General features: G+C 67.2%; 21 protein-coding genes and 1 tRNA gene. 12 read left to right on the forward strand and 10 right to left on the reverse strand.

Translation table 11 applies throughout. The features are described 5' to 3' along the window. The first annotated feature begins 2 nt into the window (after window positions 1-2). From ACYQ3J_RS00165 to ACYQ3J_RS00180, 4 genes are read left to right on the forward strand one after another with little or no spacing between them, the layout of a single operon-like run. On the forward strand, window positions 3-1,268 hold the full coding sequence (locus tag ACYQ3J_RS00165; RefSeq protein ID WP_460122824.1) for a metallophosphoesterase family protein: 1,266 nt from the start codon (window positions 3-5) through the stop codon (window positions 1,266-1,268). After that, window positions 1,265-4,015 carry an AAA family ATPase gene (locus ACYQ3J_RS00170; RefSeq protein ID WP_460122827.1) on the forward strand — a complete coding sequence of 917 codons (2,751 nt, stop codon included), beginning with the start codon at window positions 1,265-1,267 and terminating at the stop codon, window positions 4,013-4,015. The genes ACYQ3J_RS00165 and ACYQ3J_RS00170 overlap by 4 nt, the downstream gene beginning before the upstream one ends. After that, complete coding sequence (locus ACYQ3J_RS00175) at window positions 4,016-5,284, forward strand: DNA double-strand break repair nuclease NurA (protein ID WP_460122830.1); 1,269 nt, start codon at window positions 4,016-4,018, stop codon at window positions 5,282-5,284. A gap of 26 nt (window positions 5,285-5,310) precedes the next feature. Further along, window positions 5,311-6,897 carry a helicase HerA-like domain-containing protein gene (locus tag ACYQ3J_RS00180; protein ID WP_460122833.1) on the forward strand — a complete coding sequence of 529 codons (1,587 nt, stop codon included), beginning with the start codon at window positions 5,311-5,313 and terminating at the stop codon, window positions 6,895-6,897. Here the strand turns inward: ACYQ3J_RS00180 and ACYQ3J_RS00185 are convergent. Both ACYQ3J_RS00185 and alaS read right to left on the reverse strand, forming a co-directional pair. Then, complete coding sequence (locus ACYQ3J_RS00185; RefSeq protein WP_460124504.1) at window positions 6,894-7,715, reverse strand: HAD-IIA family hydrolase; 822 nt, start codon at window positions 7,713-7,715, stop codon at window positions 6,894-6,896. The genes ACYQ3J_RS00180 and ACYQ3J_RS00185 overlap by 4 nt on opposite strands. A gap of 58 nt (window positions 7,716-7,773) precedes the next feature. After that, window positions 7,774-10,530 (reverse strand): alanine--tRNA ligase, encoded by a 2,757-nt coding sequence (gene alaS, locus ACYQ3J_RS00190; protein WP_460122836.1) that lies wholly within the window; start codon window positions 10,528-10,530, stop codon window positions 7,774-7,776. A gap of 185 nt (window positions 10,531-10,715) precedes the next feature. Between alaS and rpl12p the strand changes: the two genes are divergently transcribed. Both rpl12p and ACYQ3J_RS00200 read left to right on the forward strand, forming a co-directional pair. After that, window positions 10,716-11,054, forward strand: a complete 339-nt coding sequence (gene rpl12p, locus ACYQ3J_RS00195; protein ID WP_460122839.1) for a 50S ribosomal protein P1 — start codon at window positions 10,716-10,718, stop codon at window positions 11,052-11,054. Window positions 11,055-11,172: 118 nt separating this feature from the next. Next, window positions 11,173-11,400 (forward strand): MoaD/ThiS family protein, encoded by a 228-nt coding sequence (locus ACYQ3J_RS00200; protein WP_460122842.1) that lies wholly within the window; start codon window positions 11,173-11,175, stop codon window positions 11,398-11,400. Here ACYQ3J_RS00200 and ACYQ3J_RS00205 read toward each other — a convergent pair. From ACYQ3J_RS00205 to ACYQ3J_RS00215, 3 genes are all read right to left on the reverse strand, one after another. Then, window positions 11,397-12,377, reverse strand: a complete 981-nt coding sequence (locus ACYQ3J_RS00205) for a PP-loop family protein (RefSeq protein WP_460122845.1) — start codon at window positions 12,375-12,377, stop codon at window positions 11,397-11,399. The genes ACYQ3J_RS00200 and ACYQ3J_RS00205 overlap by 4 nt on opposite strands. Window positions 12,378-12,565: 188 nt before the next feature. After that, a complete protein-coding gene (locus tag ACYQ3J_RS00210; RefSeq protein ID WP_460122848.1) occupies window positions 12,566-13,588 on the reverse strand; it encodes a 50S ribosomal protein L10 in 1,023 nt (340 codons plus the stop codon). Window positions 13,589-13,610: 22 nt separating this feature from the next. Further along, the gene (locus tag ACYQ3J_RS00215; RefSeq protein ID WP_460122850.1) at window positions 13,611-14,258 is read right to left on the reverse strand and encodes a 50S ribosomal protein L1; all 648 of its coding nucleotides are present in this window, start codon (window positions 14,256-14,258) and stop codon (window positions 13,611-13,613) included. A gap of 574 nt (window positions 14,259-14,832) precedes the next feature. Between ACYQ3J_RS00215 and ACYQ3J_RS00220 the strand changes: the two genes are divergently transcribed. Beyond that, a complete protein-coding gene (locus ACYQ3J_RS00220; RefSeq protein ID WP_460122852.1) occupies window positions 14,833-16,668 on the forward strand; it encodes an aldehyde ferredoxin oxidoreductase family protein in 1,836 nt (611 codons plus the stop codon). Between the two features lie 133 nt (window positions 16,669-16,801). On the opposite strand, the gene ACYQ3J_RS00225 is transcribed toward ACYQ3J_RS00220, so the two are convergent. Next, window positions 16,802-18,481, reverse strand: a complete 1,680-nt coding sequence (locus tag ACYQ3J_RS00225) for a long-chain-fatty-acid--CoA ligase (RefSeq protein WP_460122855.1) — start codon at window positions 18,479-18,481, stop codon at window positions 16,802-16,804. A gap of 249 nt (window positions 18,482-18,730) precedes the next feature. On the opposite strand from ACYQ3J_RS00225, the gene ACYQ3J_RS00230 reads away from it, so the two are divergent. Continuing rightward, the gene (locus ACYQ3J_RS00230) at window positions 18,731-19,780 is read left to right on the forward strand and encodes a radical SAM protein (RefSeq protein WP_460122858.1); all 1,050 of its coding nucleotides are present in this window, start codon (window positions 18,731-18,733) and stop codon (window positions 19,778-19,780) included. 137 nt (window positions 19,781-19,917) lie between these two features. Here ACYQ3J_RS00230 and ACYQ3J_RS00235 read toward each other — a convergent pair whose 3' ends face one another. From ACYQ3J_RS00235 to ACYQ3J_RS00245, 3 genes are read right to left on the reverse strand one after another with little or no spacing between them, the layout of a single operon-like run. After that, on the reverse strand, window positions 19,918-20,592 hold the full coding sequence (locus ACYQ3J_RS00235; RefSeq protein ID WP_460122861.1) for an energy-coupling factor ABC transporter ATP-binding protein: 675 nt from the start codon (window positions 20,590-20,592) through the stop codon (window positions 19,918-19,920). Beyond that, complete coding sequence (locus ACYQ3J_RS00240) at window positions 20,585-21,226, reverse strand: ABC transporter permease (RefSeq protein WP_460122864.1); 642 nt, start codon at window positions 21,224-21,226, stop codon at window positions 20,585-20,587. The genes ACYQ3J_RS00235 and ACYQ3J_RS00240 overlap by 8 nt, the downstream gene beginning before the upstream one ends. A gap of 7 nt (window positions 21,227-21,233) precedes the next feature. Further along, window positions 21,234-22,151, reverse strand: coding sequence for an ABC transporter substrate-binding protein (locus ACYQ3J_RS00245; protein WP_460122866.1), 918 nt, complete (start codon window positions 22,149-22,151; stop codon window positions 21,234-21,236). A 104-nt stretch (window positions 22,152-22,255) separates the two neighbouring features. Here ACYQ3J_RS00245 and ACYQ3J_RS00250 point away from each other — a divergent pair, with 104 nt between their 5' ends. The 3 genes from ACYQ3J_RS00250 to ACYQ3J_RS00260 all read left to right on the forward strand — a co-directional run bounded on the left by ACYQ3J_RS00250 (window position 22,256) and on the right by ACYQ3J_RS00260 (window position 23,958). After that, window positions 22,256-23,314: a substrate-binding domain-containing protein gene (locus tag ACYQ3J_RS00250; RefSeq protein WP_460122869.1), complete on the forward strand. Its 1,059-nt coding sequence runs from the start codon at window positions 22,256-22,258 to the stop codon at window positions 23,312-23,314. Between the two features lie 101 nt (window positions 23,315-23,415). After that, window positions 23,416-23,494 (forward strand) — tRNA-Gly (locus ACYQ3J_RS00255). Between the two features lie 32 nt (window positions 23,495-23,526). Then, window positions 23,527-23,958 (forward strand): hypothetical protein, encoded by a 432-nt coding sequence (locus ACYQ3J_RS00260; RefSeq protein WP_460122872.1) that lies wholly within the window; start codon window positions 23,527-23,529, stop codon window positions 23,956-23,958. Window positions 23,959-23,962: 4 nt separating this feature from the next. Here ACYQ3J_RS00260 and ACYQ3J_RS00265 read toward each other — a convergent pair whose 3' ends face one another. Beyond that, window positions 23,963-24,994: a radical SAM protein gene (locus ACYQ3J_RS00265; RefSeq protein WP_460122875.1), complete on the reverse strand. Its 1,032-nt coding sequence runs from the start codon at window positions 24,992-24,994 to the stop codon at window positions 23,963-23,965. 287 nt (window positions 24,995-25,281) lie between these two features. On the opposite strand from ACYQ3J_RS00265, the gene ACYQ3J_RS00270 reads away from it, so the two are divergent. Further along, window positions 25,282-25,974: a DUF2258 domain-containing protein gene (locus ACYQ3J_RS00270; RefSeq protein ID WP_460122878.1), complete on the forward strand. Its 693-nt coding sequence runs from the start codon at window positions 25,282-25,284 to the stop codon at window positions 25,972-25,974. The last annotated feature ends 96 nt before the right edge of the window (window positions 25,975-26,070 follow it).

Consider the following 26,070-nt stretch of genomic DNA (forward strand, 5'->3'; position numbering starts at 1 on the left):
CTTTGCTGGTTGGCCACATGGCTGACATCCACGTTGGAGCCAACCACTTCGGGGTCCAGGACTACCCCGAGGACACGCTGGAGGCCTTCAGTGGGGCGCTGGAGGCGCTCGTAAAGGAGAGGCCGGACGTCATAGTCATAGCCGGGGACCTCTTCGACAGGCCGAGGCCGGAGAACAGGCTCGTCATCGAGGTCACCAGGCTGTTGCGCCGCGTCGCCAGAGAGGAGGGGATCCCGGTGGTGCTGGCGACCGGGGAGCACGACCAGCCCGCGAGGAGGGACGTGCCGAGCGTGAGGCTCGTGGCGGAGGCGGCCGGCGACGGCGTTTACGCCCCGACCCCCGACCCGGCGAAGCCGTTCGTCGAGATCATGAGGGAGATGACGGTTAGAGTCAACGGGGGCCACGTGATGGTCCTGCCGTTCACGAGGGGGTCGCCGGAGAGGCGGAGGCAGACGGTGGCGAGGCTGCTGGAGGCAGCCGGCGCCGTGGCGAGGGGGCTGGACGGCAGGGTGGTGCTCGCGGCCCACATAGGCCTCTCAACTGCCACGGTCCCAGACGACGCCGTCGCCGACCCGGCCCAGCTGCCTCCAGTGGACTACGTCGCCCTCGGCCACGTGCACAGGCCCTACGAGGGCGGGGGGTCGGGCGGGATCCCGCCCCACGCCTACCCCGGCACCCTCGTCCCTATAAGGGTCGACGAGGTCAGGTACCTGGACGACGAGAAGAGGGGGCCGATCCTCGTGGACCTCTCGAGCGGCGAGGCCTCGCTGCAGCGCATCAAGGTGGACCCGCCGAGGAGCCACGTAGTCGCGAGGGTTAGGCTCACCAGCCTAAGGGACGCCCTGAGGGCGATCGAGGAGGCGCTGAGGGGGGTGCCGAGGAGGAGGAAGCCGACGCTGCTGCACCTCTACCTCACCCTGCCCCCGAACCCCTCCCTCGCCAGGTCGGGGGTGGTGAGGGAGGTAACCGGCAAGGCGGAGGAGTACTTCAGAGTCGTGGCTAGAGTGGTGGCTGTCCGCAGGGAGAGGCCGCGGGCGAGGCACGCTACACCCACGGGCGGGGCGAGCGAGGTGGAGGTCGCAGAGTCAATCCTCGGGGACAGGGAGCTGGCCTCGCTCGTAGTGAAGCTGAAGGAGGCCCTCCTAGCCGGGGACCAGGAGCAGGCGAGGGAGCTGCTGGGGGAGATTCTCAGCGGGAAGTTCGACGGGGCCTGGTCGAGGATCCTCAAGTCCAGGCCGCCCAGAGGCCTGGGGGTGTGGCTGCGGTGACCCTCATCATTAGGAGCGTGGAGCTGAGGGACTTCCTCAGCCACCACTCCACCAGGCTCAGCCTCGAGAGGGGGGTAACCGTCCTCGTCGGCGAGAACGGGGCCGGGAAGAGTAGCATAGTCGACGCGGTCTACCTCGCCCTCACGGGGGACTACACCGTGAGGGGGCCGAGGAGGGACCTGCTGATCAGGAGGGGGGCGCCGAGGGCCGAGGTCGTGGTGAGGCTCGAGGACACAGCCACGGGCGGCGAGGCGGTTGTGAGCGTTGCGATACCGCGGGGAGGCACCGGGTCGATGACGCTGAAGGTGAACGGGAGGCTCGAGGCCTCGGGCGTTAGGGAGGTCCCCAAGGCGGTTGCCAACCTCCTCGGGATCCCGGCCTCCGAGCTGAGGGAGGCGCGGGGGGCGGCGAAGTACGCCCTCGTGCTCAGGCAGGGCTACCTCAGGGAGATCATCGACTACCTCACCACCTCCCCCGAGGAGAGGAGCAGGTTCTTCGACAGCGTCCTCGGCTCGAGCGCCTACAGGAAGGCCGGGGAGGCGCTCAGGGACCTCGACGTGGAGGTCGAGGGCTACAGGCTCACCGCGTCGCAGAGCAGCCTGAGGATGCTCTCCTCGGCAGAGGAGAAGCTGAGGAGCGAGGCGAGGAGGCTCGAGGCGGCTAGGGCCGCGCTGCTCAGGGAGGTCAGGGAGTTCGAGGAGAAGCTGGCGGGGCTCGAGGAGAGGCTGAGGAGGGCGGAGGAGGCCCGCGGGGAGTACGAGAGGCTCAAGGCCGCCCTCGAGGCTGTCGAGGAGAGGCTCCGCAGCGTCGAGGAGGAGCTGGCTGCCCTGGAGGCGGAGGAGGCGAGGCTGAAGCCGGCCGCGGCGAGGCTCGCCGAGCTGGAGGCGGAGCGGGAGAGGGTCGCGAGGCTAGCCAGCCTCGCCGGGCTCGCCGCCGAGCTGGAGAGGGCGAGGGCCAGGCTCGAGGAGGCCGAGGCGAGGGCGAGGCAGGCGGCGAGGCTCGCGGAGGCGGTGAGGGAGCTCGCCGAGCACGCCTGGGCGGAGGAGAGGCTTGGAGCGGTGAAGTCTAGGCTCGAGGAGGCTAGGCGGAGGCTGGCGGATGCCAGGGCTAGGCAGGCTAGGCTTGAGGAGAGGCTCAGGGCCGCCGAGGAGGCGGCTGGGAGGGCCGAGCGGGAGGCCGCAGCGCTCGCCAGGCTCGCAGGGATCCCGGCCGGCGGGCCGGGCGAGGTGCTAGAGAGGGCCCTGGCGGAGGCTGGGAGGCTCAGGCGGGAGGCTGAGGGCCTCGAGGAGGAGGCTGGGAGGCTGGCGAGCAGGGCCGCCAAGGCTAGGGGGAGCGCTGAGAGGCTGCTCCTCTACGCCGAGAGCCTGAAGGGCGAGAGGGGCGACAGGTGCCCCCTCTGCGGCCAGCCCCTCCCACGAGGCGGCGCGGGGGAGCTGAGGGCCAGGCTCGTGGAGTCGGCGAGGAGCCTCGAGGAGGAGGCTGGGAGGCTCGAGGCAGAGGCCAGGAGGCTGGAGGCCAGGGCGCGCGAGGCGCTGGAGAGGGCGAGGCTGATCGAGGCGGCCGCGGAGAGGCTCAAGGCCAGCCTGGAGGCGGCTGGGGGCGAGGGCGTAGAGGAGCTGAGGAGGAGGGCCGAGGAGGCGAGGGCTGAAGCTGAGAGTGCCCAGCTGGAGGCTGAGGAGCTGGAGGCTGAGGCGGTGAGGCTGGAGGACGCCGCCAAGAAGGCGCTGGCGGCGAGGGCCAGGGCTAGGGAGCTAGCAGCGTCCCTCGGCCTCCAGGGGATCCCGGGCCCCAGGGAGGCGGGGGAGGCGGCGAGGAGGGCCTTGGAGGAGGCTGAGGCGGCGAGGCGCAGGGTCGAGGAGCTCGAGGCGGAGCTGGCCTCCAAGGCCGGCCTCCCGAGCGCCGGGGAAGCGCTGAGGGCGGTCTACGAGGCCGTCAAGGCTAGCGCGAGGGTTGAGGCGGAGTACCGGAGGGCCCTCGAGGCCGCGGCTAGGCTGAGGAACGTGGAGGAGAGGCTCGAGGCCCTCAGGGCTGAGAGGGAGAGGCTGCTGGCCGAGAGGAGGGGGGTTGAGGAGAGGCTCCGCAGCCTGGAGCCCCTCGCCCTCGAGGCTGACAGGCTTAGGGCCGAGAGGGACGAGGCGTCTAGGAGGCTCGGCGAGGCCCGCGGGAGGCTCTCCCAGGTCGGCGAGAGGCTCGGGGAGATCAGGGAGGAGCTCGGGAGGGTTGAGAGGGCCCGCTGGCAGCTGGCGAAGCTCCTCAAGCTCAGGGAGCTGATGGAGAAGACCATCCCCAGGACGCTGCTCCAGGCGAGGCTCGCCTCGCTAGAGGCTGCGATGAACGAGGTCCTGGAGTCCTTCGGCCTGGAGTACAGGTCGGTCGTGATCTCGACGAGCGAGGACAGCAGGGGGACGCCGCTCATCGAGGTGAGTGCCGTGAGCTCCCAGGGGGAGACGGCGAGCCTCTCCAGCCTGAGCGGAGGCGAGAAGACCGCCGTGGCTCTGGCGTTCGCCCTCGCCCTCGGCAGGATCTCCAGCCTGAACGCGGGCTTCCTCGTCCTGGACGAGCCCACCGCTGAGCTCGACGAGGAGAGGAGGAAGGTGCTGGTGGAGGTTATCAAGAGGATGGGAGGCGGGATCCCGCAGCTTATAGTGGTGACGCACGACGAGGACGTGAAGGAGGCCGCGGACACCATATGCACCGTCTCGAAGCCCGGCGGGGTGAGCGTGGTGAAGTGCGGGGGTGGCGAGTGAATGGCGAGCCTCCTCGAGGCGGCGCTGAGGAGGAGGGAGAGGATCCGCAGGCTAGTCAAGCTCTTCTACGAGAGGGAGGACACCCCGAAGGTTAGGGAGGTTAGGGGGAAGATCCGGAGGCTCCCCCCGCCCCGGGGGGATGGCGTGCCGGTCCACGCCGTCGAGGACGGGGGTTCGAGGCTGGAGAAGTGCGAGGCCTACACGCTCTACGCGGTGAAGGCTTGGGCCTCCCTCTACTCCCCCGGCCCCGGCGGCTTCGACCTCGCATCCCCGCCGGTCGAGGAGGCCGACGTGGGCGTCGTGGTCCCGCCGGTCTACGACGAGGACAGGGTCAGGCTCTACAGGGAGACGCTTGAAGCCTACGCCACAGCGAGGGTGGCGTCGAGGGCGGAGAGGGGCCTCATACTCTGGGACGGGAGCCTGAGGGTCATAATCAGCCGCCACAGGCCGGGGGCGCCGGATGAGAGGAGGATGCAGGACGTCGAGCGGGCCGCCGCGGAGAGGCTAGGCTTCGGCTCCGACGCTGCGGGGATGTACGGGGAGCTCTGGGGCAGGGTGTGGAGGGCCGCCCTCCTCGGCGCCGGGGATCCCCCCACGCTCTCCCTGGTCGAGGAGAGGCTCGGCGTCGACAAGCTGGAGAGCGCGGACGGCAGGTGGCTCCCGTTCCTCGAGTGGGTCGAGAAGGTCATGGCCTTCAGGCTCCTCCTGGAGGAGTCCTGGAGGAGGGGGCTGACCCCGGTATTCATCTCCAAGACGAGCAGGTCCACCCTCCTCGCGGGGGGCAAGCTGCCGGACGTCTACTACCTCAGGCTAGCCGAGCCCGTCGAGCCCTTCTGGACGGAGCAGGAGGTGCTCCACGGCATGACGGAGATCAGGAGGCTGGAGGGGAAGGAGACGAGGGGGCCGTTCTTCCCCAACCCCGGCGTTGAGGAGTTGAACCTCAACGACTTCTACGAGGAGAGGCTGGGCATCGCGGAGTTCTACGTGAGGCTCGACAGGGACGGGCCGATACTCAAGGTGGAGGTGGCCTTCGACGCCTCCAGGCACTCCGACGACGAGGCGAGGAGCATGGCTGAGGGCGTGGTCTCGGCGCTGCTCAGCCTGCCGAGGGCGCAGGGCTACCCGCTCACGCTCAAGGTGGCCCACTCCAGGGCCAGGCTGACGAGCAGCGAGCTCCGCAGGGCGCTCCACGCCCTCGGCCTCGACCTGGAGAGGTGCGGGAGGAGGATGCTCTCGGCCCCCGGCGGGCCCGGGGCGCCCCCCGTCTGAGCCCGAAGCTGGAGGGGTGGATGGGCTTGGCTGCGGGCGGAGGATGCCCGGGATCGGTTCCCGTGGGCTGGATCGTCGGGGAGAGCACTCCCCAGGTCAGCCTCGTGCTCTTCGACTCCAACGGGCGTAGGACGGCGTCCGTCGGGCTCTACGTGATAGCGGAGGGCCCCGAGGGCTGCGTGCTCGGCATGGTCGAGTCCGTCTCGAGCGGCAACACCCTCCTGCCAGACGAGGTCACGGACCACGAGGAGGTCGAGGCGCTGACCAGGTACCCGCCGCTGCTGGACAAGGGTTACAAGCGCGGCTGGGTGAGGTGGCTCAGCCTCCTAGACCCACTGCTGAGGAGCAAGACGCAGAGGCTCCCCACCACCCCCCTGGACCCGGGGACCAGGGTCTACGTGGCTCCCCCCTCGGTGCTCAGGGGCATCTTCCAGGGTGACGAGGGCGAGGGGTGGGTGCCGATAGGCACGATACTGAGGACCAGGGACTCCGAGAAGCCCGTGCCCTTCTCCATAGAGGTGAACAAGCTCTTCAGGCACCTCGCGATACTGGCGGTAACGGGTGGGGGTAAGAGTAACACCGTCTGCGTCCTCGCCACGAGGATAGTGGGCGACCTAGGCGGCACCATGGTGCTCTTCGACGTCCACGGCGAGTACGCTGGATCCATTGACCTGCGCACCGCGCTCGGCGGCAGGGTGAACGTGGTTGAGCCGAAGATAAACCCGGCGAAGCTGGAGCTCTCGGAGATACTGAAGCTGGCGAAGCTGCCGGAGAACGCTAGCGTGCAGGAGAGGATAATCAGGGACGCCTGGAAGAAGACGATCGAGGAGTACGAGAAGGGGCAAGTCCTTCAGGGCGACCTGCTCAAGAGGTTCCTGGGCGAGGTTAAGGCTAAGACGAGTAGCCCGGATTCGAGCGAGAGGAGGGCGGCCGTCTCCGCCCTGAACAGGCTCGAGGACATGCTTGAGGTCTACAAGGACGTGATCGACCCCAACTATTACCGAGACCTGGAGAAGATAATCAAGCCGGGCACGCTGACCATCTTCGACCTCAGCGGGCTCGACGAGGCGGGGGCGGACGCTGTGGTCAGCCACTACCTGAGGAGGATACTGGGGGAGAGGAAGCTCTACAAGAGGACCGAGGGCTCTGTGGGCTACCCCGTCCCAATCCTCGTGGCGATAGAGGAGGCCCACGTCCTCATACCGAGGGACAGGCCGACGCTGACGAAGTACTGGGCGTCGAGGGTGGCTAGGGAGGGGAGGAAGTTCGGCGTGGGCCTCATCATAGTGAGCCAGAGGCCGAAGAAGCTAGACGACGACGTGCTGAGCCAGACCAACAACAAGATCATACTGAGGATAGTGGAGCCCACCGACCAGAGGTACGTGAGGGAGGCGAGCGAGCAGCTTAGCGAGGACCTCACCAGGGTGCTCCCCAGCCTCAACCCGGGCGAGGCGATAGTAGTCGGCTCGATGACGAGGCTCCCCGCGCTGGTGAAGATCGACGAGTGCCCGGCGAGGACCGGCGGGACGGACGTGAACGCGGTGGAGGAGTGGGCCCGCCACGCTGAGCTAGAGGAGGGCGAGGCCGAGCTGGCGAGCGACACCATGTTCTAGGAGCGGCGCTCCCCTAAACCCGGGCGCGGGCTAGGATCCCCTGCCCCCAGTATTTCCCCCAGCGCCTCCAGCACGTTCCTAGCGGCGTAAGTCGCCCTGCCCCGGGCCTCCTCCAGGCTCGCCACCCCGGTGGCTACTATGAGGGAGTCCAGGCCCGCCCTCCTAGCCATCTCGGCGTCGGTGTTGAGCCTGTCGCCTATCACCAGCATCCTGGCCCCCTCGGGGATCCCGGCCTGCCTCCTGGCCACCTCCACCATCCAAGGGTTCGGCTTGCCTGCCACGAAGTCCGGCCTCCTCCCGAGCGCCCTCTCCAGCGCGGCGACCAGGGCGCCGGCGCCCGGTGCTAGGCCGTCCTCGACGGGCATCGCGGGGTCCTCGTTGGCGGCGACGAACGCCGCGCCGGCCCTCACCGCCCTGAAGGCTGCGTCGAGCTTCGCGTAGGTGACCCCCCTGTCTAGGCCGACCACGACCGCCTGGGCCTCGCCCCTCCTCGCAGCGTCCAGCGTTACGGGGACCAGCCCGGCGGCTGAGAGCTCGTGGACCAGCCCCTCCTCCCCCAGGGGGTAGACGAGGGCGCCCGGCATCCTGGCGGCGACCCACGCTGCCGCCGCGACCGCGCTAGTGACGACGCTCGACTCGCCAGCGGGGAGCCCCAGCCTCCTCAGCCTCCAGGCGTAGTAGGCCCTAGGCCTCGTGGAGTTGTTCGTCACATAGACCAGCCTAACCCCGGCCTCGTGGAGGCGGAGGAGGCCCTCAACGTTCTCCTCGATCACCCTGGACCCGAGCCACACGACACCGTCGAGGTCCACAAGGGCCACGTCGTACAATGGCTCCACCCCGCGCAGCCGGAGGGGCGGGATCCCCCCGGGGGAGGGGTCACTCCCCGCCCCCGGCCTTGAGGGCCTCCCTTATCAGCTCCTCCAGCCTGGGGAGGGCGTCCGCGGGTATCACTAGGCTCGCCCGGGATCCCCTGCCGCCTCCCTTACCGTTGAGCCTCCTTGCCGCCTCCCTCGCCAGGCTGCCCAGGTCGATCCTCTCGGCCGCCTTGGCGCCCGCGGCCATCTCCACCTTGATCCAGCCGTTCTCCGGCTTGGTGTGGATAGCCACCAGGGCGTCGGGAGCCTCGCGGGTCGCCTGGGCTAGCGTCTCGCTGAGCACCCTGGCGTCCCCCTCGACGGCCTCGACGACAGCGACCCTCACGCCGTTCACGGGCTCGGCGGCTCTAACCCTCTCCATGACCTCCTTGAGCCAGAGCCTCCTGTACTCCCTAAGCCTCTCCTCCAGCTCCCTTGCCTGCGCTACGAGGCTCTTCACCCTCTCAGCCTCCCTGCCCCTCGGGGCCCCCGTCGCCTCGGCTATCTCCCCGAGCCTCTCCTCCAGCCTGGCGGCCTCCTCCGCCACCCTGGTGCCCGCCACGTACTCCAGCCTAATCACTCCATCCTGTATCTTGTCGTAGTTGACTATCTTCACTGCGCCGATCTCGCCGGTGTTGGCGACGTGGGTTCCGAAGCACGCCTCCACGTCCCAGTCCTTGACCTCGACTATCCTGATCACCGGCTCCATGGGGACGCCTCCCTGGTAGATTGTGAAGCCGTACCTCTCCTCCGCCTCGTTCCTATCCAGCAGCCTGGCCGTGACGGGCCTCCTCTCGTCGACAACCCTGTTGGCCAGCTCCTCTATCCTCCTCACCTCCTCCGGGGTGAGGGGCTTGTAGTGCGTCAGGTCGAGCCTCCCCTTCTCCACCGTCTTCTCCGCGCCCGCCTGCCACACGTGGCTCCCGAGCACCCTCCTCGCCGCCCCCAGGATGATGTGGGTCGCAGTGTGGTGCCTCATCAGCCTGTAGCGGCGGCCCCAGTCGATGGCGCCCCTGACCCTAGCCCCCGGCCTCGCCTCGACCTCCCTGTCGAGGACGTGGACTATCACCCCTCCAACCTTGTAGACCTCGAGCACCCTGAACTCGCCGGCCCCCTCGATGGTGAGGGTGCCGGTGTCGTAGTCCTGCCCGCCACCCTTCGGGTAGAAGGCGGTGGCCTCGAGGACCACGTACCTCCCCCTCGCCGCGGCGAGGCGGGTCTCGAACTCCCTCAGGTAGGGGTCCTCGTGGAAGAGCCTCCTCGTCTCAACCCCCAAGCTGCGGGCCCACTCCACCACGTCGCCGGGGAGCGGGGCTCTCTCCTCGACCTCCCTCAGCCTCTCGGGGCCCCTGTGCCTGGCGGCGACTATGCTGTAGAAGTTGTGCGGCACCTCCACCCTGATGCCCCTCCTCGACGCAGCCTCCGCGACTATCTCCGGCGGGATCCCGTGGCTGTCGTAGAGCTTGACGAGGTCGTCGAGGCTCAGCTCCCGCTTCCTGGCGAGCAGCCTGGCGATGATCCTCTCCCCGCGGGCCAGGGTCTGCCTGTACCTCTCCTCCTCCACCCTGACCGCGTCGAGGATGTAGTCCCTGCGCTCCTTGAGGTGGGGGAAGTCCGGGGACCAGTAGTCCACCTGAGCGTCGACGAGATCCGCGAGGCTGACCTCAGCCCCGAGGAGCCTAAGCTGCCTCATCGCCCTCCTGAGCACGAGCCTAGCCAGGTAGCCCTCCCCAGTGTTGCTCGGCACCACACCGTCGGCGAGCATGAAGGCGAGGGTCTTGGTGTGGTCGAGCACGCTGTAGAGGCGCGCCTCCCTCCCCAGGATCCCCCTGACCTCCCCCACGTCCATGCCGAGCCTCCCGGCTATCCTGGAGTAGAAGGCCTCCACGCTCGCGGGATCCTCCGGGTCGAGCCTACCAGCCGCCCTGAACGCCTCCCAGAGCAGGGCCTCCTCGGGCTCCTCGACCCCCAGCTTCTCCCTGAACCTTGGGAGGAGGCTGCCGTAGATGGCGTGGAACGCCGTGGGCGTCTTCTGCGTGAACCAGGCGATCCTCTCGATGCCGTAGCCGGTGTCGACTATCTTCAACGGTATCGGCTCGTACCCGCCGTCGGTGACCTTGTACTGCATGAAGACGAGCGTGGCTAGCTCAAGGCCGCCGACCGCCACCTCGAAGCAGGGCCCAGCGTTCCCCCCGCCCTCCCACCAGGACTCCTTGAAGACGATCAGGTCCTCCGGGATCCCTATCTCCCGGGTGAAGAACTCGAAAGCGTACCTCACCGTCTCGTCCTTCCAGTACACCCACTTGTCCGGGTAGTTGAAGGCGTGGTGGCCCCCCATCTCGAACATTGTCAGGTGCCTCCCGATGGTCAACCCGACGTTGTCGATGTCCTCCAGCCTAATGCTCGGCTGGCTTATCACGAGCGGGTTCGCGGGTGGAGGCACCAAGCCGCTTGTCACGTGGGGCTGGAACACCACGATGCTCGCTATGGTCAGGTATAAGTCCTCCCTCCACCTGGCCACGACGGGCCTCGGCTTCAGCGGCGTGTGCCCGCGCTCCTCGAAGAACCTGATGAACCTCCTCCTAGCCTCGCCGACGCTCAGGGGGCCAGCGCTCCTTATCCTGTCGAACCAGTACTCCACGCAGGGGGCGTCCTGGCAGGTATCGAACTCCGGGTTGAGCGTCCAGAAGTACTCGCCGCAGGACTTGCACCTCTTCCTCGTGAACCCCTTCTCCTCGAAGAAGCTAACCCTGTACTCGCCGGGGTCAACTCTAGGCACCGGCCGGGGCACCCCCAAACCTGGGGGGGAAGCCTAGGGCGCCCCGGCTTTATGTCGATTAACACTATGCACCCCGGCCCCGGGTGGAGGCGGGGCTCCACGCAAATGCTCGGGGCCCGGGGGGCCGGGAGGCTAGCATTTTTAAACGCCTAGCACTCGACGGGGGCCTAGGAGGTGGAGGGGTAATGGCCCAGGAGGGTAAGGCTTACGTGCACGCAGCCCTCGCGTTGTACTACGCCGGCAAGGAGATAAGCGAGGAGAACCTCAAGAAGGTCATCGAAGCCCTGGGCCTCCAGGCCGACGAGGCTAAAGTCAAGATGCTCGTGGCGAGCCTCGGCGAGATCAACCTGGAGGAGGTGCTGAAGGCGGCCGCCGCAGCCCCGGCCGCCGCGCCGGCAGCGGCTCCGGCCGCGGCGCCTGCGGAGGAGAAGGCTGAGGAGAAGAAGGAGGAAGAGGAGAAGAAAGAGGAGGAGGAGAAGGAGGTCGACCTCAGCGAGGGACTCGGAGGCCTCTTCGGGTTCTAGCCCCGCCGAACGCCAACACCTACAACCCCCAACCCCGAGCGCCTCCACTCAGCCCCCGGGTTTAATCCCAGCCCTCAACGCCTAGCCTACCCGCTCCTAGCCTGCGGGGAGGGGTTGGGTGTTGCCGGTTCGAGTCAAGCTCGTCCCGGAGGGGCGCGTGGTGGAGGTTAGGGTTGAGGGCTCTGTCCGGGCGGGGGCGCTGCTGAGGATGCTCGGGTTGAACCCCGAGTCCGCCGTCGTCTTGAGGTCCGGGACGCCTTTGACTGAGGACGAGGAGGTGAGGGACGGGGAGGAGGTTGAGGTGGTCAGGGTCCTCTCGGGCGGGCGGCCCTCCCCGGGGGCCTAGCCTCTGCACATCACGGCCCCGGCCTCCTCCAGCTTCGCCCTCACGTACTCCCTCGCCTTGGGCCCCATCGGCTCCCCTAGGATTCTCCTAGTGAGCCTGCAGAAGCTGCACTCGCCCCAGGAGAGGAGGCCGCAGTGCCTGCAGGGCCTCGGCTCCCCCTCGGGCTTTGGGTAGTCGTTGAGCCTCTTGGCCAGCTTCGCCAGGAACTGGGTCCTCAGGCCGGGCCTCCTCGACTCCAGCGAGGCCAGGTGCTCCTTGAGGATGAACTCCAGGAGCCTCCTGCTCGCGTGGGGGCACTCCTCGTGGTTGAAGGGAAGCCCGGAGAGGTAGGCGTAGAGGAACGACTCCTTCTCCGAGGCGAGGTAGAGGGGCCTTATCCTGCCCACGGCGAGGCCGGGTATCGACTCCGTCCCGGGCCCGAGCTTGGGGATGGCCTCCAGGTCCTGGGTTAGGAAGGACTTCAAAGCGTAGACCGCCAGGTCGTCCGCGTTATGGCCCAAGGCGACGGCGTCGGCGCAGGCCTCAACGCCCGCCGCGTTCGTGAGGTACCTCTTCACCAGCCCGCACACGCTGCACGGGGGCCTCCTAGCCTTCACGGCCAACTCGGGGACCCCGAGGCCGAGGAGCTCCCTCAAGTCTATAACCGCGAGGGGGACGCCCAGCTCCCGGGCGAGCCTGACCGCCGCCTCCCTGCTCCTCCTGGAGTACTCCCCGATCCCAAGGTCTATGTGGACCGCGGCGAGCCTGAAGCCGAGGCGGCTGGAGAGCCTGCTCAGGACGCCTAGGAGCGCGGCGCTATCCTTCCCCCCACTCACGGCTGCGAGGACGAAGCCGCCCTCCCTGACGAGCCTGTACCTCCTCAGAGTCCTCTCAACCTTGGACTCGAAGTGCTCCAGGAAGTGGTCCCTGCAGAGGCACAGCCTCGACTCCGGGTAGCAGATCACAGCCGGGGCGCCGCAAACCCTGCACCTAGCCATTCCAACGCTACACCCCAAACCCGTCCGTCGCAGCGGCTACAGCGAGCCCCCCAGCCCCAGAGGATCCCGGCCGCCGCCAGGGTAAAGGAGGCTTGACAGGAAGGCGTGGAGCAGCGCGGGTAGAGCCGGCCCGGGGGAGTGGCCGCGCTGCCTCTCTTGCCGTGAGTAAAGAGGGGGAGGGATCCCGGCTAGAACCCGAAGAGGCCTCCGAGTCCCTCGCTGAGGTCGACCTCCTTCTCCTCCTCCTCTTTCTTCTCCTCTTCCTCCTTCTTCTCCTCAGCCTTCTCCTCCGCAGGCGCAGCCGCTGGCGCCGCCGCGGTGACCTCGAAGCCTAGCTCCTTCGCCTTGTCGCCGAGCGCCGCCGCGACTGCCAGGGCCTCCTGCACCGCCCTGGCGATGACGTCCTCCTCTAGGCCTGGCAGTAGTAGGCCTGCCTCGGCGGCGAGCGCCTTGGCCTCGCGGAACGCCTTGGCGATCGCTGCCTCGACTGCTTCGGGCACTGCTGGATAGACGATCTCCGCTGCTAGGCCAAGCGCCTCCCTGGCTGCGTCCATGAAGTCCCTCTTGACCTCCTCGATGTCGAATAGCAGCTGCTCTCTCGGGATGATCACGCCGCCGTCGTACATCGCTAGGATTTTGAGGCTCACCTCGAACGGGGTTATGCCGAGGTTCTGGAGCAGCCCGGCGAGCTCCTCGCTTATCACGTCCCCCGGCTTGGCTACGACTGTGTCCTTCTTAACGTAGATCGTCCCCCTCCTAATCTCGTAGGGGATCCTGAGCTTGCCGAAGGTGCTGAGTATCGGGCCGGGCTGCAGGCCCGTGTCCCCCTCGGGTATGACTATCTCCCTGTCGCTCACCTGCCCGGGCTTGGCGGGGAGGGGCACCTTCTCGCTCTCAATCATCCTCGCGAGCTTGAAGGGGTTCATATCCGTGAATATGAGCATGATGGTCCCCTGGAGGTAGGACTCGAACTTCGACTTGTCCAGGCCGGCTTCCTCTAGAGCTCTGAGTATGAGCCTCTTCTTAGCCACCCGGAAGACCGCGTGCTTTCTGAACTTCTTCCTGATCAGCTGGAGCTGGGCGGTGGGCATGCCGGTCAGGTCGGCTATCCCGATCACCTTGTGCTTCTTTATGAGGTCGACGAGCTCCCTAACAACCCTCCTCTTCCACTCGGGGACCTCGCGCCTCTTCCTAACCATCAGGGAAGCCATTCACCACACCCCTACACGCGGACTAGAGCAGGGGCACCTCCACGGGGATCCCCATAGTCCTCTTGATGATCACCCTCGCTATCTTCTGCCTGCCCACCCTGCCCTCCAGCGTCGACAGCACCGCCTTAACGTTCTCAGCTATATCCTCCGGCTTCATGTCCTCAGTCCCGACCCTGCACATCACCTGCGGCTGCCCCCTCACCCTGACCCATACCGCCCTCTTATACCTCTCAACGAGCTGCGCGATGTCAGCGTTCAGCGGCACGGGCGTTGGAGCCTTACCCCTAGGGCCGAGCGCGGGGCCAAGGCTGGCGCCTGCGAGGCCCATCAGGTCAACCCTAACCAGGACCCAGTCGCACTGCTGGGCAACCTTCTTCGCCTTCTTCCTATCCTTCCTGAACTCCTGCAGGTCAGCCCTCGTGTAGACCGGCAGCCCCAGCTCCTTAGCCTTAACGGCCATGTCGCCCTCAGCCACCACGCAGACCCTAGCCTCCTTCGACGGCTTCCGTGGGAGGTAGACGATCTCCCTAATCCTCCCCTCAGGCCCCTTCACGTCGAGGCCCCTGAACACCACTATCAAGTCGACCGACTGCTTGAACCTCCTCCTCTTACCCAGCTCGAGCGCCTTCCTAATACTCTCCACGAGAGTCTCCTCAGCGACAAAGCTCAACTCTCTCCACACCCCGCGAGCAAAGCCCCGCGAACCCTCGGGACCCTCCTCTCCCGCCCCCCGGGCTGGAAAACTGAAACTTTAAGTATTTCAGCACCGTTCGCCCCCACCCTTGTCATTCCGCGCTTGTTGTAGGGGGCTCCCACCCCACCCGCAGCCCTCCCCGGGGCCTGGGAGGTTACGGGCGTGGTGGTGTGGTCGAAGCCAAAGGCGCCGGCCTCCCATCCGCGCCGCGCCGTAGGGGCATCAGGGCACTGATCCCATCAACTCCCAGGGCACGTAAACCAAAGCGGGAGACTTAACTTGAAACGCCTTAACCCGAAATTGCTGCTAGTTTCTACCCCCTAGGGGCCCGTGGCGGGGTGATGTCCTGGACCAACCCCTTGAATCCGGCAGGCAGGTTGGGGGGCCTAGTCTAGCCCGAGGCCCTTATACGACGATAAGGAATTACTCAAACCCTTGAATGGAGCCTGAGCGGTATCTCCGAGATAGAATTGAAGGGTAGAATTGAAGAGGTTTGATGAAGCCTTAAATAACTTTAGTCTGTAACTAAAATAATTTGAGGTGCCGCCTTGTGTCTTTCACGTACCGGCTCCTGAGGGTTGACCTTTCCCGTGGCGAGACTTGGGTCGACGAGATCCCCGGGGACGTGCTTAGGAGGTTCATAGGCGGCAGGGGCTTGGGAGCCTACCTTGCTATGAAGGAGATACCTAAGGGCGCCGACCCCTTCGGCCCCGAGAACGTGGTCTACATTCTCACCGGCCCCCTCACCGGAGTGACGGTGATGAGCGGCCGGTACCACGTTGTCGCTAAGAGCCCTAAGACGGGGATCCTGGGCGACTCGAATAGTGGGGGCCACTTCGGCCCCTGGCTGAGGTTCGCGGGCTTCGACGGGATAGCGATTCACGGGAAGAGCGACACGCCCGTGTACCTCTGGATCAATGACGGTAAGGTTGAGATCAGGGATGCCTCGAAGCTTTGGGGTAAGACTGTCTCGGCCACGGAGGATGCCCTGCGGAGGGAGCACGGCCTGAAGGAGGGCTACGGCAGCGTCTTGACGATAGGCCCTGCCGGGGAGAACCTGGCCCTAACCGCTGCGATAATGAACGATAAGTGGAGGGCCGCCGGCAGGACCGGCCTCGCCGCGGTGCTAGGCGCGAAGAAGTTGAAGGCTATAGTGGCCTACGGTAAGAAGAGGCCGCCGATCGCTGACAGGAAGACGTTCGCGGAGGAGAATAGGAGGCTGACCAAGATATTCCTTGAGGGCCCCACTTCGAAGTCGCTCCACGAGTACGGCACCGCGGTCCTGGTCAACATTATAAACTCACTGGGGGGCTTCTCGAGCTACTACTGGGAGGAGGGAATCTTCGACGACGCCTACGAGATTAGCGGCGAGAAGCTGGCCGAGACCTACCTCGTCGACAGGGTGGGCTGCTGGGGGTGCACGATACGCTGCGCGAGGGTCTCGAAGGTCCCCACGGGAGCCTTCAAGGTGCCGAGGAGCGAGGGGCCTGAGTACGAGAGCATCTGGGCGCTAGGCGCTTTAACGGGTACCAGCGACATTGCAGCAGTCGTTAAGCTGAACTACCTCGCCAACGACCTGGGCTTCGACACCATAAGCCTAGGCAACAGCCTCGCCTTCGCAGTCTACCTAGCGAAGAAGGGCCTCATACCCGAGGGCCACCTTGAGCCCTACGACTTGAGGTGGGGGAACGCAGAGTCCCTCGTGGAGCTGATGTATAGGGCCGCGGTGAAGGCTGACCCGCTCGCCGCCGCGGTGGCGGACGGCGTCCCCGCGCTGGCGGAGGCCTACAACGCCGAGGACTACGCGGTCCACGTCAGGAACCTTGAGCTGCCAGCCTACGACCCGAGGGCGCTGAAGAGCATGGCCCTGTCCTATGCTACATCCAACAGGGGAGGCTGCCACCTGAGGTCCTACACCGTCGCAGCCGAGGCGCTTGGGATCCCGAAGAAGATGGACCCGCTGGAGGTCTCAGAGGAGAAGGTCGACCTAGCCATATGGATGCAGGACTGGTTCTCAGTCATAGACAGCCTAGTGATCTGCAAGTTCGTCGCGTTCGACACGACGCCCGACGACTGGGTCAAGATAGTGAACGCCATCACCGGCTGGGACGCGACGACGGAGGAGCTGCTGACCACCGGGGCCAGGATATACAACCTGGAGAGGCTATTCGCCGTCAGGGAGGGCAAGTGGGTGAAGGACTATCTACCCAAGCGCCTCCTAGAGGAGCCCATACCTAGGGGACCCGCCAAGGGCCACACAGCCAAGGATGCCATCGAGAAGATGCTGCCGGCCTACTGGGAGAAGAGGGGCTGGGTCGAGGGCAGGCCCAAGCGCGAGACCCTACTCAAGCTAGGGCTCGACGAGTTCGCCGACCTAGGGGCGTAACCCTCCCAGGCAACCCATCCTCCCTTTTCTTTTCTACTTCTTTTTAACCCTTCCCTACCCCCTGCCTAGCGCACCCCCACCCTCCCAGGTGGGGCTCAACCCGGGTGGGGCCCGGCTTGAGGCGTTGCCCGGGCTACCCTCCTGGTTGCTCGTGCTCCTCGAGCACGCCGGCGTATCTCTCCCTTAGCAGCCTCTTGTCGACCTTGCCCACTCCGGTCTTGGGGAGGTCTCTGGCTAGGATCACCTTGTCGGGGAGCCACCACTTCGGCATCTCGCCCTTCTCGACGAAGTTCCTGGTGAGGAACTCTCTGACCTCCTCAGTGGTGAGCTTGCCCTCCCAGCCGGGCTTCGGCACTATGACTGCTACCGGCCTCTCGCCCCACGTGGGGTGCCTGGCTGGTATGACCGCTACCTGGGCGACGCCTGGGTGCTGGCTTATGGCGTCCTCGAGGCGCGTGCTGCTTATCCACTCCCCGCCGCTCTTTATCAGGTCCTTCTCCCTGTCGGTGACGAGTATGCTCCCGTCCTCGAACCAGACCGCCACGTCCCCGGTGTGGAGCCAGCCCCCCCTCCACGCCTCCCTGGTCCCCTCGGGGTCCCCGATGTACTCGGGGGCTGCCCAGGGCGCTCTCACCACGACCTCCCCCATAGTCTTGCCGTCCCTGGGCACGGGCTTCATCTCCTCGTCAACGACCATGACGTCGACCAGTGGCAGGGGGTAGCCCGACCTCGCCCTGGCCTCCACCTGCTCCTCGGGGGGCAGCTCGAGGTGCCTGGGTTTGGGGGTGGCGATCGTAAGTATCGGAGCCGTCTCCGTCAGCCCGTAGCCTGCAACCACCTCTATCCCCCGCTCGGCTGCGGCGAGGGCGAGCCGCCTGGGGAGCGCCGAGCCTCCTATGACCCACTTCAGCCCCCTGAGGTCGTACCTCCGGCTCTCGGGGTGGGTGAGGACCATGTGGAGCACCGTGGGCACCGAGGCGGTGAAGGTGACCCCCTCCTCCCTGATCAGCTCCAGGAGGCTCTCCGGGGTGAACCTGCCCGGGTAGACCTGCTTGGCCCCGAGGAGCGTCGCCATGTAGGGGAAGCCCCAGCTGTAGACGTGGTACATTGGGACGACGTGCATCACCACGTCTCTAGCAGTCAGCGTGAACGTCCCGCTCCCGGCGAGGTGGAGGGCAGCGCTGAGCGTGTGGAGCACCAGCATCCTGTGGCTGTGGTACACCCCCTTCGGCCTGCCCGTCGAGCCGCTCGTGTAGCAGAGCCCCGCCGGCTGATCCTCGTCGAGCTCGGGCCACTCGAAGCCGCCGTGCTCCCTTATGAAGTCCTCGTAGTGGACCGCCCTCACGCCGCCTACCCTCCCCGGCACGCTGTCGGAGTCGACGACCACGACCAGCTCCAGCGTCTTCACCCGCGCCGCCACCGCCTCGAGCAGGCCGAGCAGGCCGCCGTTGACGATCGCCACCCTGTCCCCAGCCTGGCTCATAACGTACGCCACATCCCCCGGCGCCAGCCTCACGTTGACAGTGTGGAGCACCGCCCCCATCATTGGCACAGCAAAGTAGGCCTCGAAGTGCCAGTGCGTGTTCCAGTCCAGCGTGGCGACCCTGTCGAGCCTCCCCACCCCCACGGAGGCCAGGGCGGCGGCCAGCCTCTCCATCCTCCAAGCCGCCTGGGAGAGCGTGTACCTCCCCCTACCCCTGGAAGTCACGTAGACTATCTCAGCGTCGGGGGCAACCCTGAGGCCGTGCTCCAGGATCCTCCTAAGCGTCAACTCATACCCAGGCCTCCGGGGAACCCTCTCAGGCACCACCACGCCAACCCACCCCCCGGGGGAGGAGGGAGGCTCCAGGCCCAGCCCCCGGATCCATTCCCGGCCCGGTGAACCGGTTAAGCCCCCCGCCGCCGGGGGCCCGCTGAGTTTAAGGCCCCCATCGCTCCCCGGGGGCCCCGTGGGCGGGATGGAGTCTACCTCGGGACTCGACCCCCGTGGGACGCGGGGGTGTGAGGAAGTGGTCCTCCACGACCGCCCCCTCCTCGACCGCCGCCGTGGGGTGCCGTGCGCATGGGTGGGGCTGCTAGGGGCATCGTGGGCCACCCCGACAGGGCGCTCATTGTAGGGGGCAGGATGGCTAGGGGGTGCGAGCTCTGCTTCCCCGGGCTCAAGGCAGTAGTGTTCGTAACCGGCCTCTGCGATGATGGCTGCTTCTACTGCCCCGTGGACAGGGATAAGCTGGGCAGGGACGTGTTCAGAGTTAACGAGGAGCCCGTCAACTCGGTGGAGGAGGCGGTGCTGGAGGTGGCGAGGCAGGGGGCCGAGGGGGCCAGCCTCACAGGCGGGGATCCCCTCGCGAGGCCCGAGAGGACGCTGAGGCTGGTGGAGGCGTTCAAGGAGGCGTTCGGCCACCGGTTCCACATCCACCTCTACACCAGCGGCAGGTACGCCACTCCCTCCCTCCTCGCCGCCCTCGACAGGGCGGGGCTGGACGAGATACGCTTCCACCCCACGAGGAGAGAGTTCATGGACCGCGTCGGCCTGGCGAGGAGGCTCACGGGGATGAGCGTGGGCGTCGAGATACCGATAGCCCCGGGGATGGAGGAGTGGGCCAAGTGGGTGATCAGCGAGGCGGAGAGGCTCGGCGCCGAGTTCGTTAACCTAAACGAGATGGAGTTCGTCGCCCCCAACGCCGAGCAGCTCACGCTCAGGGGGTACACGGAGGACCCCGGGAGGCCGTTCACCGTGAAGGGGGCGCTCAAGGCGGCGCTGAGGGTGCTGGAGTGGGCGAGGGACAACGCCGGGATCCCCGTCCACTTCTGCCCCGCCAGGTTCAAGGACGCTATCCAGACGAGGAACAGGCTCAGGCGCCTGGCGAGGCTCGACGCGAGGTGGTTCGAGGAGCCGACGGGGCAGGGGACACTCGTCTGGGGCGAGCTCAGGCGGCCCAGGCTGGCGCCCGAGGTGGGGGAGGAGTGCGGCCCCGAGACCTACTGCCTCCCCCCGGACAGGGAGCTGCTCGCCGCCGCGGCCAGGCTCTACGGCGGGGAGGCCTACATAGTCGAGGCCTACCCCACCAGGGACAGGAGCCCCGTGGTCGGCGAGGAGAGAATCGCCTAAAGCCGAGGCCTGCAAGGGCCGCCTCCCCGGGGCCCCAGGGATCCCAGCCCCCCTTTAGGGCTCGGTGGCCGCTCGCCTCGAGTCGCGGCGTTTCCACGCTACGGGCCCGCCGCGAGGGGGATCCCGCCGTGGCGCTCCTAGAGTAGCTCCAGCTCGCTGGGCGTGGCCTCCCTGGCTTTGCCCTCCTCGACTATTATGAGCCTGTCCGCCAGCTTCCCGGCTAGGTGGTGGTCGTGGGTCGCGATTACCACGCCTATCCTGCCCTTGAGGTCTTCGAGTAGCTCGATGACCCTCCTCCTGGCCCTCCAGTCGAGGTTCGCGGTGGGCTCGTCTAGGAGGAGGATCCCGGGCTCGACGGCGAGGGCCCTGGCGATTGCGACTAGCTGCCCCTGCCCCGCTGAGAGCCGCTTGGCCGGCTTGTCTAGGAGGCCCTCGATGCCTAGGAGGCTAGCCGCCCGCCTAGCCCTCTCGAGGGCCTCATCCCGCGGGATCCCGCGGAGCCTTAGGCCGTAGGCTATGTTGTCGAGCACGCTCCCCTTCAGCATGATGGGCTTCTCGTGGACGTAGACCACCCTCCTCCTAGCCTCAGCCCGAGCCCTGCCGTCGCCGCTCCACGCGTCGACCCCCCAGGCCTCGACCCTCCCCCGTGCGGGCTTGTAGATCAGCCCGGCCACCTTTAGCAGCGTAGTCTTCCCGGAGCCGTTGGGGCCCAGGATCACCGTGGCCCCCCGCCCGGGCAGCTCCAGGCTGACCCCCCGGAGCACCCAGCCGCTGCGGGGGTACCTGAACCAGACGCCCTCGAGCCTAATCAAGAGCCTGGCCCCTCGCCGCTAGCCTGGCGGCTATGGATGCGGCTATAAGCAGGGCCACGAGGACCGCGCCGAGCTGGAGGGCCTCCTCGAACTCCCCCATCGAGACGTCGAGGGCTATAGCGGTTGAGATGGTCCTCGTGTAACCCCTGATGTTGCCGCCGACCATCAGGGCTACGCCGAGCTCGCCTATCGCCCTGGAGAAGCCCATGACTAGCGAGGCGATGATCCCGCCCGATGCCTCCCTCACAGCGGTCGCCATGGCCTGGGCCTCGGTGGCGCCGAGGCTCAGCGCCAGCTCGCCGTACCTCTCCACCGCGACCCTGAGGGCCCTGTAGGCGACGCTCGCGATGAGGGGCGTCACGAGCACCGCCTCCCCGATTATTATGGCGTGGGGGGTGTAGAGGAGGCCGAGGGATCCCAGCGGGCCCCTGCTGCTCAGGAGCATGTAGAGTAGGAGACCGACGAGAACCGTGGGGACGCCGACGAGCGCCTCGAGCGTCGAGGCGAGCCTGGCCAGGCCGGGCCGGGAGGCCATTGCGTAGGCTAGGGGTATGCTCCACAGGGAGGCCAGTATGGTGGCGGAGCCGGAGATGTAGAGGCTCCTCGCCACCACCTGCAGGGTTTCACCGTCCAAGCCCCGGCTACCCCCCGGCCAGCTCCATCCACGCGGCCCTAAGGTAGTCTTCCCTACCCCTGGCCGCGTGGAAGAGGGGCTGCCCGTACTCCTGCACCCCGTAGTATTCTATGAGGTCCTGGTGGGTTAGGATGAAGTCCCTGAACTCCTCGGCTGCCTTCCTCTCCCTGCCCTTGCACGAGTTGACGATGTAGACGCTGTATACGTTTATCAGCTCCGTGCTGTTGGAGTAGAGTACCTCGAGCCCGGGGATCCTGCCGTCCTTCTTCAGCTTGAGGAACGTGCCTATGTCGCTGAGCGTGTAGGCCCCCATCTCGCTCGCCATGACCAGCGTCTGGGCCATCCCCTGGCCCGTCTCCTTGTACCACGGCCTCCCGCTAGGGTCGAGGCCGGCCCTCCTCCAGAGCATCAGCTCCCTCACGTGCGTGCCGGAGTTGTCCCCCCTGCTGAGGAAGACCGCCCTGCCCTCCTCCCCCGCCTGGTAGATGGCCTTGAAGGCGCCCACGGCGCTCCCCGCGCCCCTGACCCCAGCCGGGTCGCCCGGGGGGCCGGCTATGACGAAGTAGTTGTAGGCGAATATTGCCCCCTCCCCTATGACGCCCTTCTCCATGTACTCCCTCTCGAGGCTGGGGGCGTGGACTAGCACCATGCAGGCGTCCCCCATCTCCGCCCTCCTCAGGGCCTCGCCGCTCCCCACGGCGATGAACTCTACCGTGACGTCTGGGTGCTCCTCGTGAAACTTGTCTGCCAGGTAGTCGAGGAGCCCCGTGGAGTAGAGGCTGGTAGTCGTCGTTGCGACGAGCCTGACAGGCTTGTGGCCGTAGTTGCTGTACACCACTGCCCCGAGGGCTGCCAGGACGACTAATGCGGTAGCCAGGAGTGCGAGGGTCCTTCCACCCCAGGAGGCCAAAGGCGCTGCACCCACGTGCATGGCTCCCTGGACATGCAATTTAACTGTTATCGGGTATCCGGTAACGGAAGAGTTTAGTCCCCCGCCCCGCGGCCGGATAGGCCTGGAGGCACTAGTGCATGACCGAGGGGAGCGCTCCCCCTCCACGGTTCACCGCCAGGTTCAGGGTCGTGGTTGAGGCTAACGGTGAGCCCGTCCTCGACGATACCCTAGCCTCTATCCTCGAATACGTCGAGAGGCACGGCTCCATACTGGGGGCTGCGAGGAGCCTCGGCGTCCCCTACTCCAGGGCCTGGGAGGCCATCGGGAGGGCTGAGAGGATCCTGGGCGCGAGGCTCGTGGAGGCGAGGCGCGGCGGGAGGCGGGGGGGCGGGGCGAGGCTCACACCGCTCGCCGCGAGGCTCCTAGAGGTGTACCGCTCCGCGAGGGCCAGGCTGGAGCCCTGCCTGGGATCCCCCCTCGAGTCCCCGAGGGCCCCCGCGGGGGGTGAGCCTGAGCTGGTGGTGGCCCACAGCAGCGACCCCGTCCTGGAGGCCGCCCTGGAGAGGCTCCGCGGCGAGGGCGTCCGGGTCGAGGCCGCCTGCGTGGGGTCGGGCCTAGCACTTGAAGCGCTCAGCCTCGGCGGGGCCCACGTGGCGTGCGCCCACCTCCTCGACCCGGAGACGGGGGAGTACAACAGGCCGTACCTGGAGAGGCTGTGGGTGCCCGAGCCCAGGCTCCTCGGCGGCTGGGAGAGGCGGGTGGTGCTCGCCCTCGACCCCTCCCTCGAGGGCCGCTACTCCAGCTTCGAGGAGGCCCTCAGGGACCTGGCTGAGGGCAGGCTCACGCTCGCCCCCAGGAATAGGGGGTCCGGGACTGCGGCGCTCCTAGGCCTCCTCCTCAGGAGGGTCAGCAGGGATCCCAGGCCGAGGCCGGCGGCCCCCGAGGCGTACACCCACGACGAGGCGGCGAGGCGGGTCGCCTCGGGCAGGGCGCAGGCTGCCCTCGTCCTCCAGGCGGCGGCGGAGAGGTACGGCCTCCCCTGGATCCACGCCGCCTGGGAGAGGTACGAGTGCTACACGACCGCCGGGAACCTGCGACTCCCGGGGGTCGAGGGGCTCAGGGGGATCCTCGGCTCCCCCTGGCTCCGCGGCCTGCTCGAGAGGACCCCCGGCTACAGGCCCCTCCGGGAGCGTTGAGCCCGGCGAAGGCCTGGCGCGGCGGGAGGCCGGGTAAAACGTAATAAGCCGCCCCCGGGAGAGGCATGTAGAGGTGCGGGGGCTGGACCCCCGGGCATGGCGCGGCCGTCGTCTAGCCTGGACTAGGACGCCGGCCTCCCAAGCCGGCGATCCCGGGTTCAAATCCCGGCGGCCGCACCACCCCTCCCCTCCGGGGCCCGCGGTGGCTCCCCGTGGCCGTTGACTGCGACGTATTCGTCTTCGACTTCGACGGCGTCCTCGCCAGGGGAGGCGCCCCTAGGCCCCTAGGCGTCGGGATGCTCAAGGCCGCCCTGGAGCTGGGCGTGGTGTACGTCTACAGCGGGAGGCCGAGGGAGGACCTGGGCGTGGTCCTCGAGGTCCTCGAGGAGGCTGGGGTGGCGAGGGGGAGCCTCGCGGGGATCCTTCTACGCGCGGGCTCGGCTGGGGAGCTTGAGGCGAAGAGGGGGCACCTCGAAATCATCCTGCGGCGCGAGGGCTGCGTGGGCGAGGTCCACGACGACAACGAGGAGGCCCTCTGGCTGGCGTGGGAGGTCGCGGCGCCGAGGGCCCTAGTCCTCCACGGGGACGACTGGTGCAGGGCCTTGAGGGGGAGGAGCCTCCTGGAGGGCTACTGCAGGGGGTGACGGGCTACTTGCCCGGCACGTACTTCCCCCTCACGGGTATCGGGTGCCCGCACCTCGGGCAGCGGTACTTGCCGTTGGACCAGTCGAGGCCCCAGTAGGTGACCCTGTAGCCCCTCCTGGCTATCAGAGTCTTCCCGCAGCGCGGGCACCTCGTGGCCTCCCACTCGGGGTCCCAGACGTTGCCTATGTAGACGTAGTTCACCCCCTCCCTCCTCGCCTTGAGCGCTATCCTGTAGAGCGTCTCGAGGCGGGTGGGGGGCTCCCTCCACTTGTGGGCCGGGTAGTAGCGGTTCACGTGGAGGGGCACGTCGGGGCCGAGGGTGTCGAGGTGCATGGAGATTATCCAGTCGGCGCAGTCCTCATTGTACCCCGTGACCACCAGGTAGACCATCTCGACGTGGCCGCCGAGGTCGAGGATCCTCCTCGCGTTCCTGTAGACCACCGCGGGGTCGACTCCTGGCAGGACGTTCCTCCGCGCCCTCCTGGCCTCGGGGCAGGTCTTCACGTCCACGCTCCACCCGTCGAATCCCGCCTCCACCAGGGCCTCGACAGCCTTCAGGGTGAAGTAGGCGTTGGTCACGATGGAGAGGTAGAGGCCCTCCCTCCTCGCGAGGGGGGCCAGGTCTAGGAGGTAGTCGAAGAGCGTCGCCGGCTCGTTGAAGCTAGCGCAGAGCCCCTCATCACCCCCCTCCACCGCCGCCCTCACCAGGCGCTCGGGCTCCACCCGCGGCCCCTCCGCCCGCCTCACCCAGGAGATGTGGTGGTTCTGGCACCAGGGGCAGAGGAAGTTGCAGCCCCACCCGGAGAAGGTGAGGGCGGTGGAGTTGGGCCAGTAGTGGTAGAGGGGCTTAACCTCAATCGGCCTGCTCTCCACCGCGCTGAGGAGCCCCCAGCCCGCGTGGACGAGCCTCCCTCCCCTGTTCTCGTAGGCGCCGCAGAAGCCCCTCCTACCCGGCGCTATCACGCACCTCCTCTCGCAGACCAGGCACCTAACCCTGCCGCCGCCAGCGTCCTCCTGCAGCCTCGCAACCCTCAAGGCCCAAGCAGCGCCCCGCCGGGGTTGAGGGATCCCCGCGCACCCATAACCCCTCAAGCCCCGGGGGCGTGGCGTGGGCTAATGGAATTAACCCGCCCCGCCGGGCACCCGCTATAGGGAGCCGGCCCCCGGGGGAGGGGTCGGGCGGTGAGGAGGAAGGGAGTCTCCTGAATCGTGGCATGTGGAGAGCCGGAACACGCGAGCCCACCCCTTCCCGGGGGGCCGGCGTTATCCTCTTAATCCTCCAAGCGCGTAATAGTATACTTGGCTCCTTGAGGTGCGCGTGCATGCCCCAAACACTTAGGAGCGGCCTCGTGATAGCCGGCGGCTACGCCGACAAGGTTCGGAGGGTGCTCTTCGCCCAGTTGAGGGATAAGATCAAGGCTGGGGAGATCAGCAACACCGAGGTCGCCAGGGCCGCCGGGGAGCTCAACAGGCTCCTCTTCGAGATACTCGTCTCCAAGCTGCAGATCGATAAGGGGGACGTTGTGAGGATAATCGTGGACTACGAGGTGGAGGATGGAAGCATCAAGTGGCTCCTCGACACGCTCAGGATAGAGGCCTGGAGGAGGATCCCCCAGGAGGAAGTGGACAAGGCGGTCAAGTCGATAGTTGAGGGCGCCGAGGAGATCCTCTCCCAGGCCATAGCCTTCACCGCGGAGCGCCTCGGCGAAACCGACACCGGCGACGTGGTCTACACGATTAAATACGGCGACAGGGAGGTCGGGGCGCTCCTCGTCACCCCCCTCGACGGCCAGGCCCTCGTGAGGGGCGCGGTCGCCGAGCCCACCCCCCTGCAGCTGAGGAGGGCCACCATAGAGTACGAGGGAGACCTGGACGAGTACATCAAGAGCCACATAACGGACCTGATGAGCAAGGCGGAGAACGTCGAGAAGAGGGTAGCCGAGAGGGTGGTCAGGGAGATAATGGCGCTCATAGAAGCCGAGAAGGCCTCCGAGGAGGCGGAGGAGGAGTACTAAGCCCCCAACCCCGGGGCGGGCCGGCTTCCAGCGCCCCGTTTTTCCCCTTAACCCCGGCCTCCGCTTCGCCAAGACGCTCGGTGGGGTTGAGTGTGG

It is taken from the genome of Stetteria hydrogenophila, from assembly GCF_054657575.1.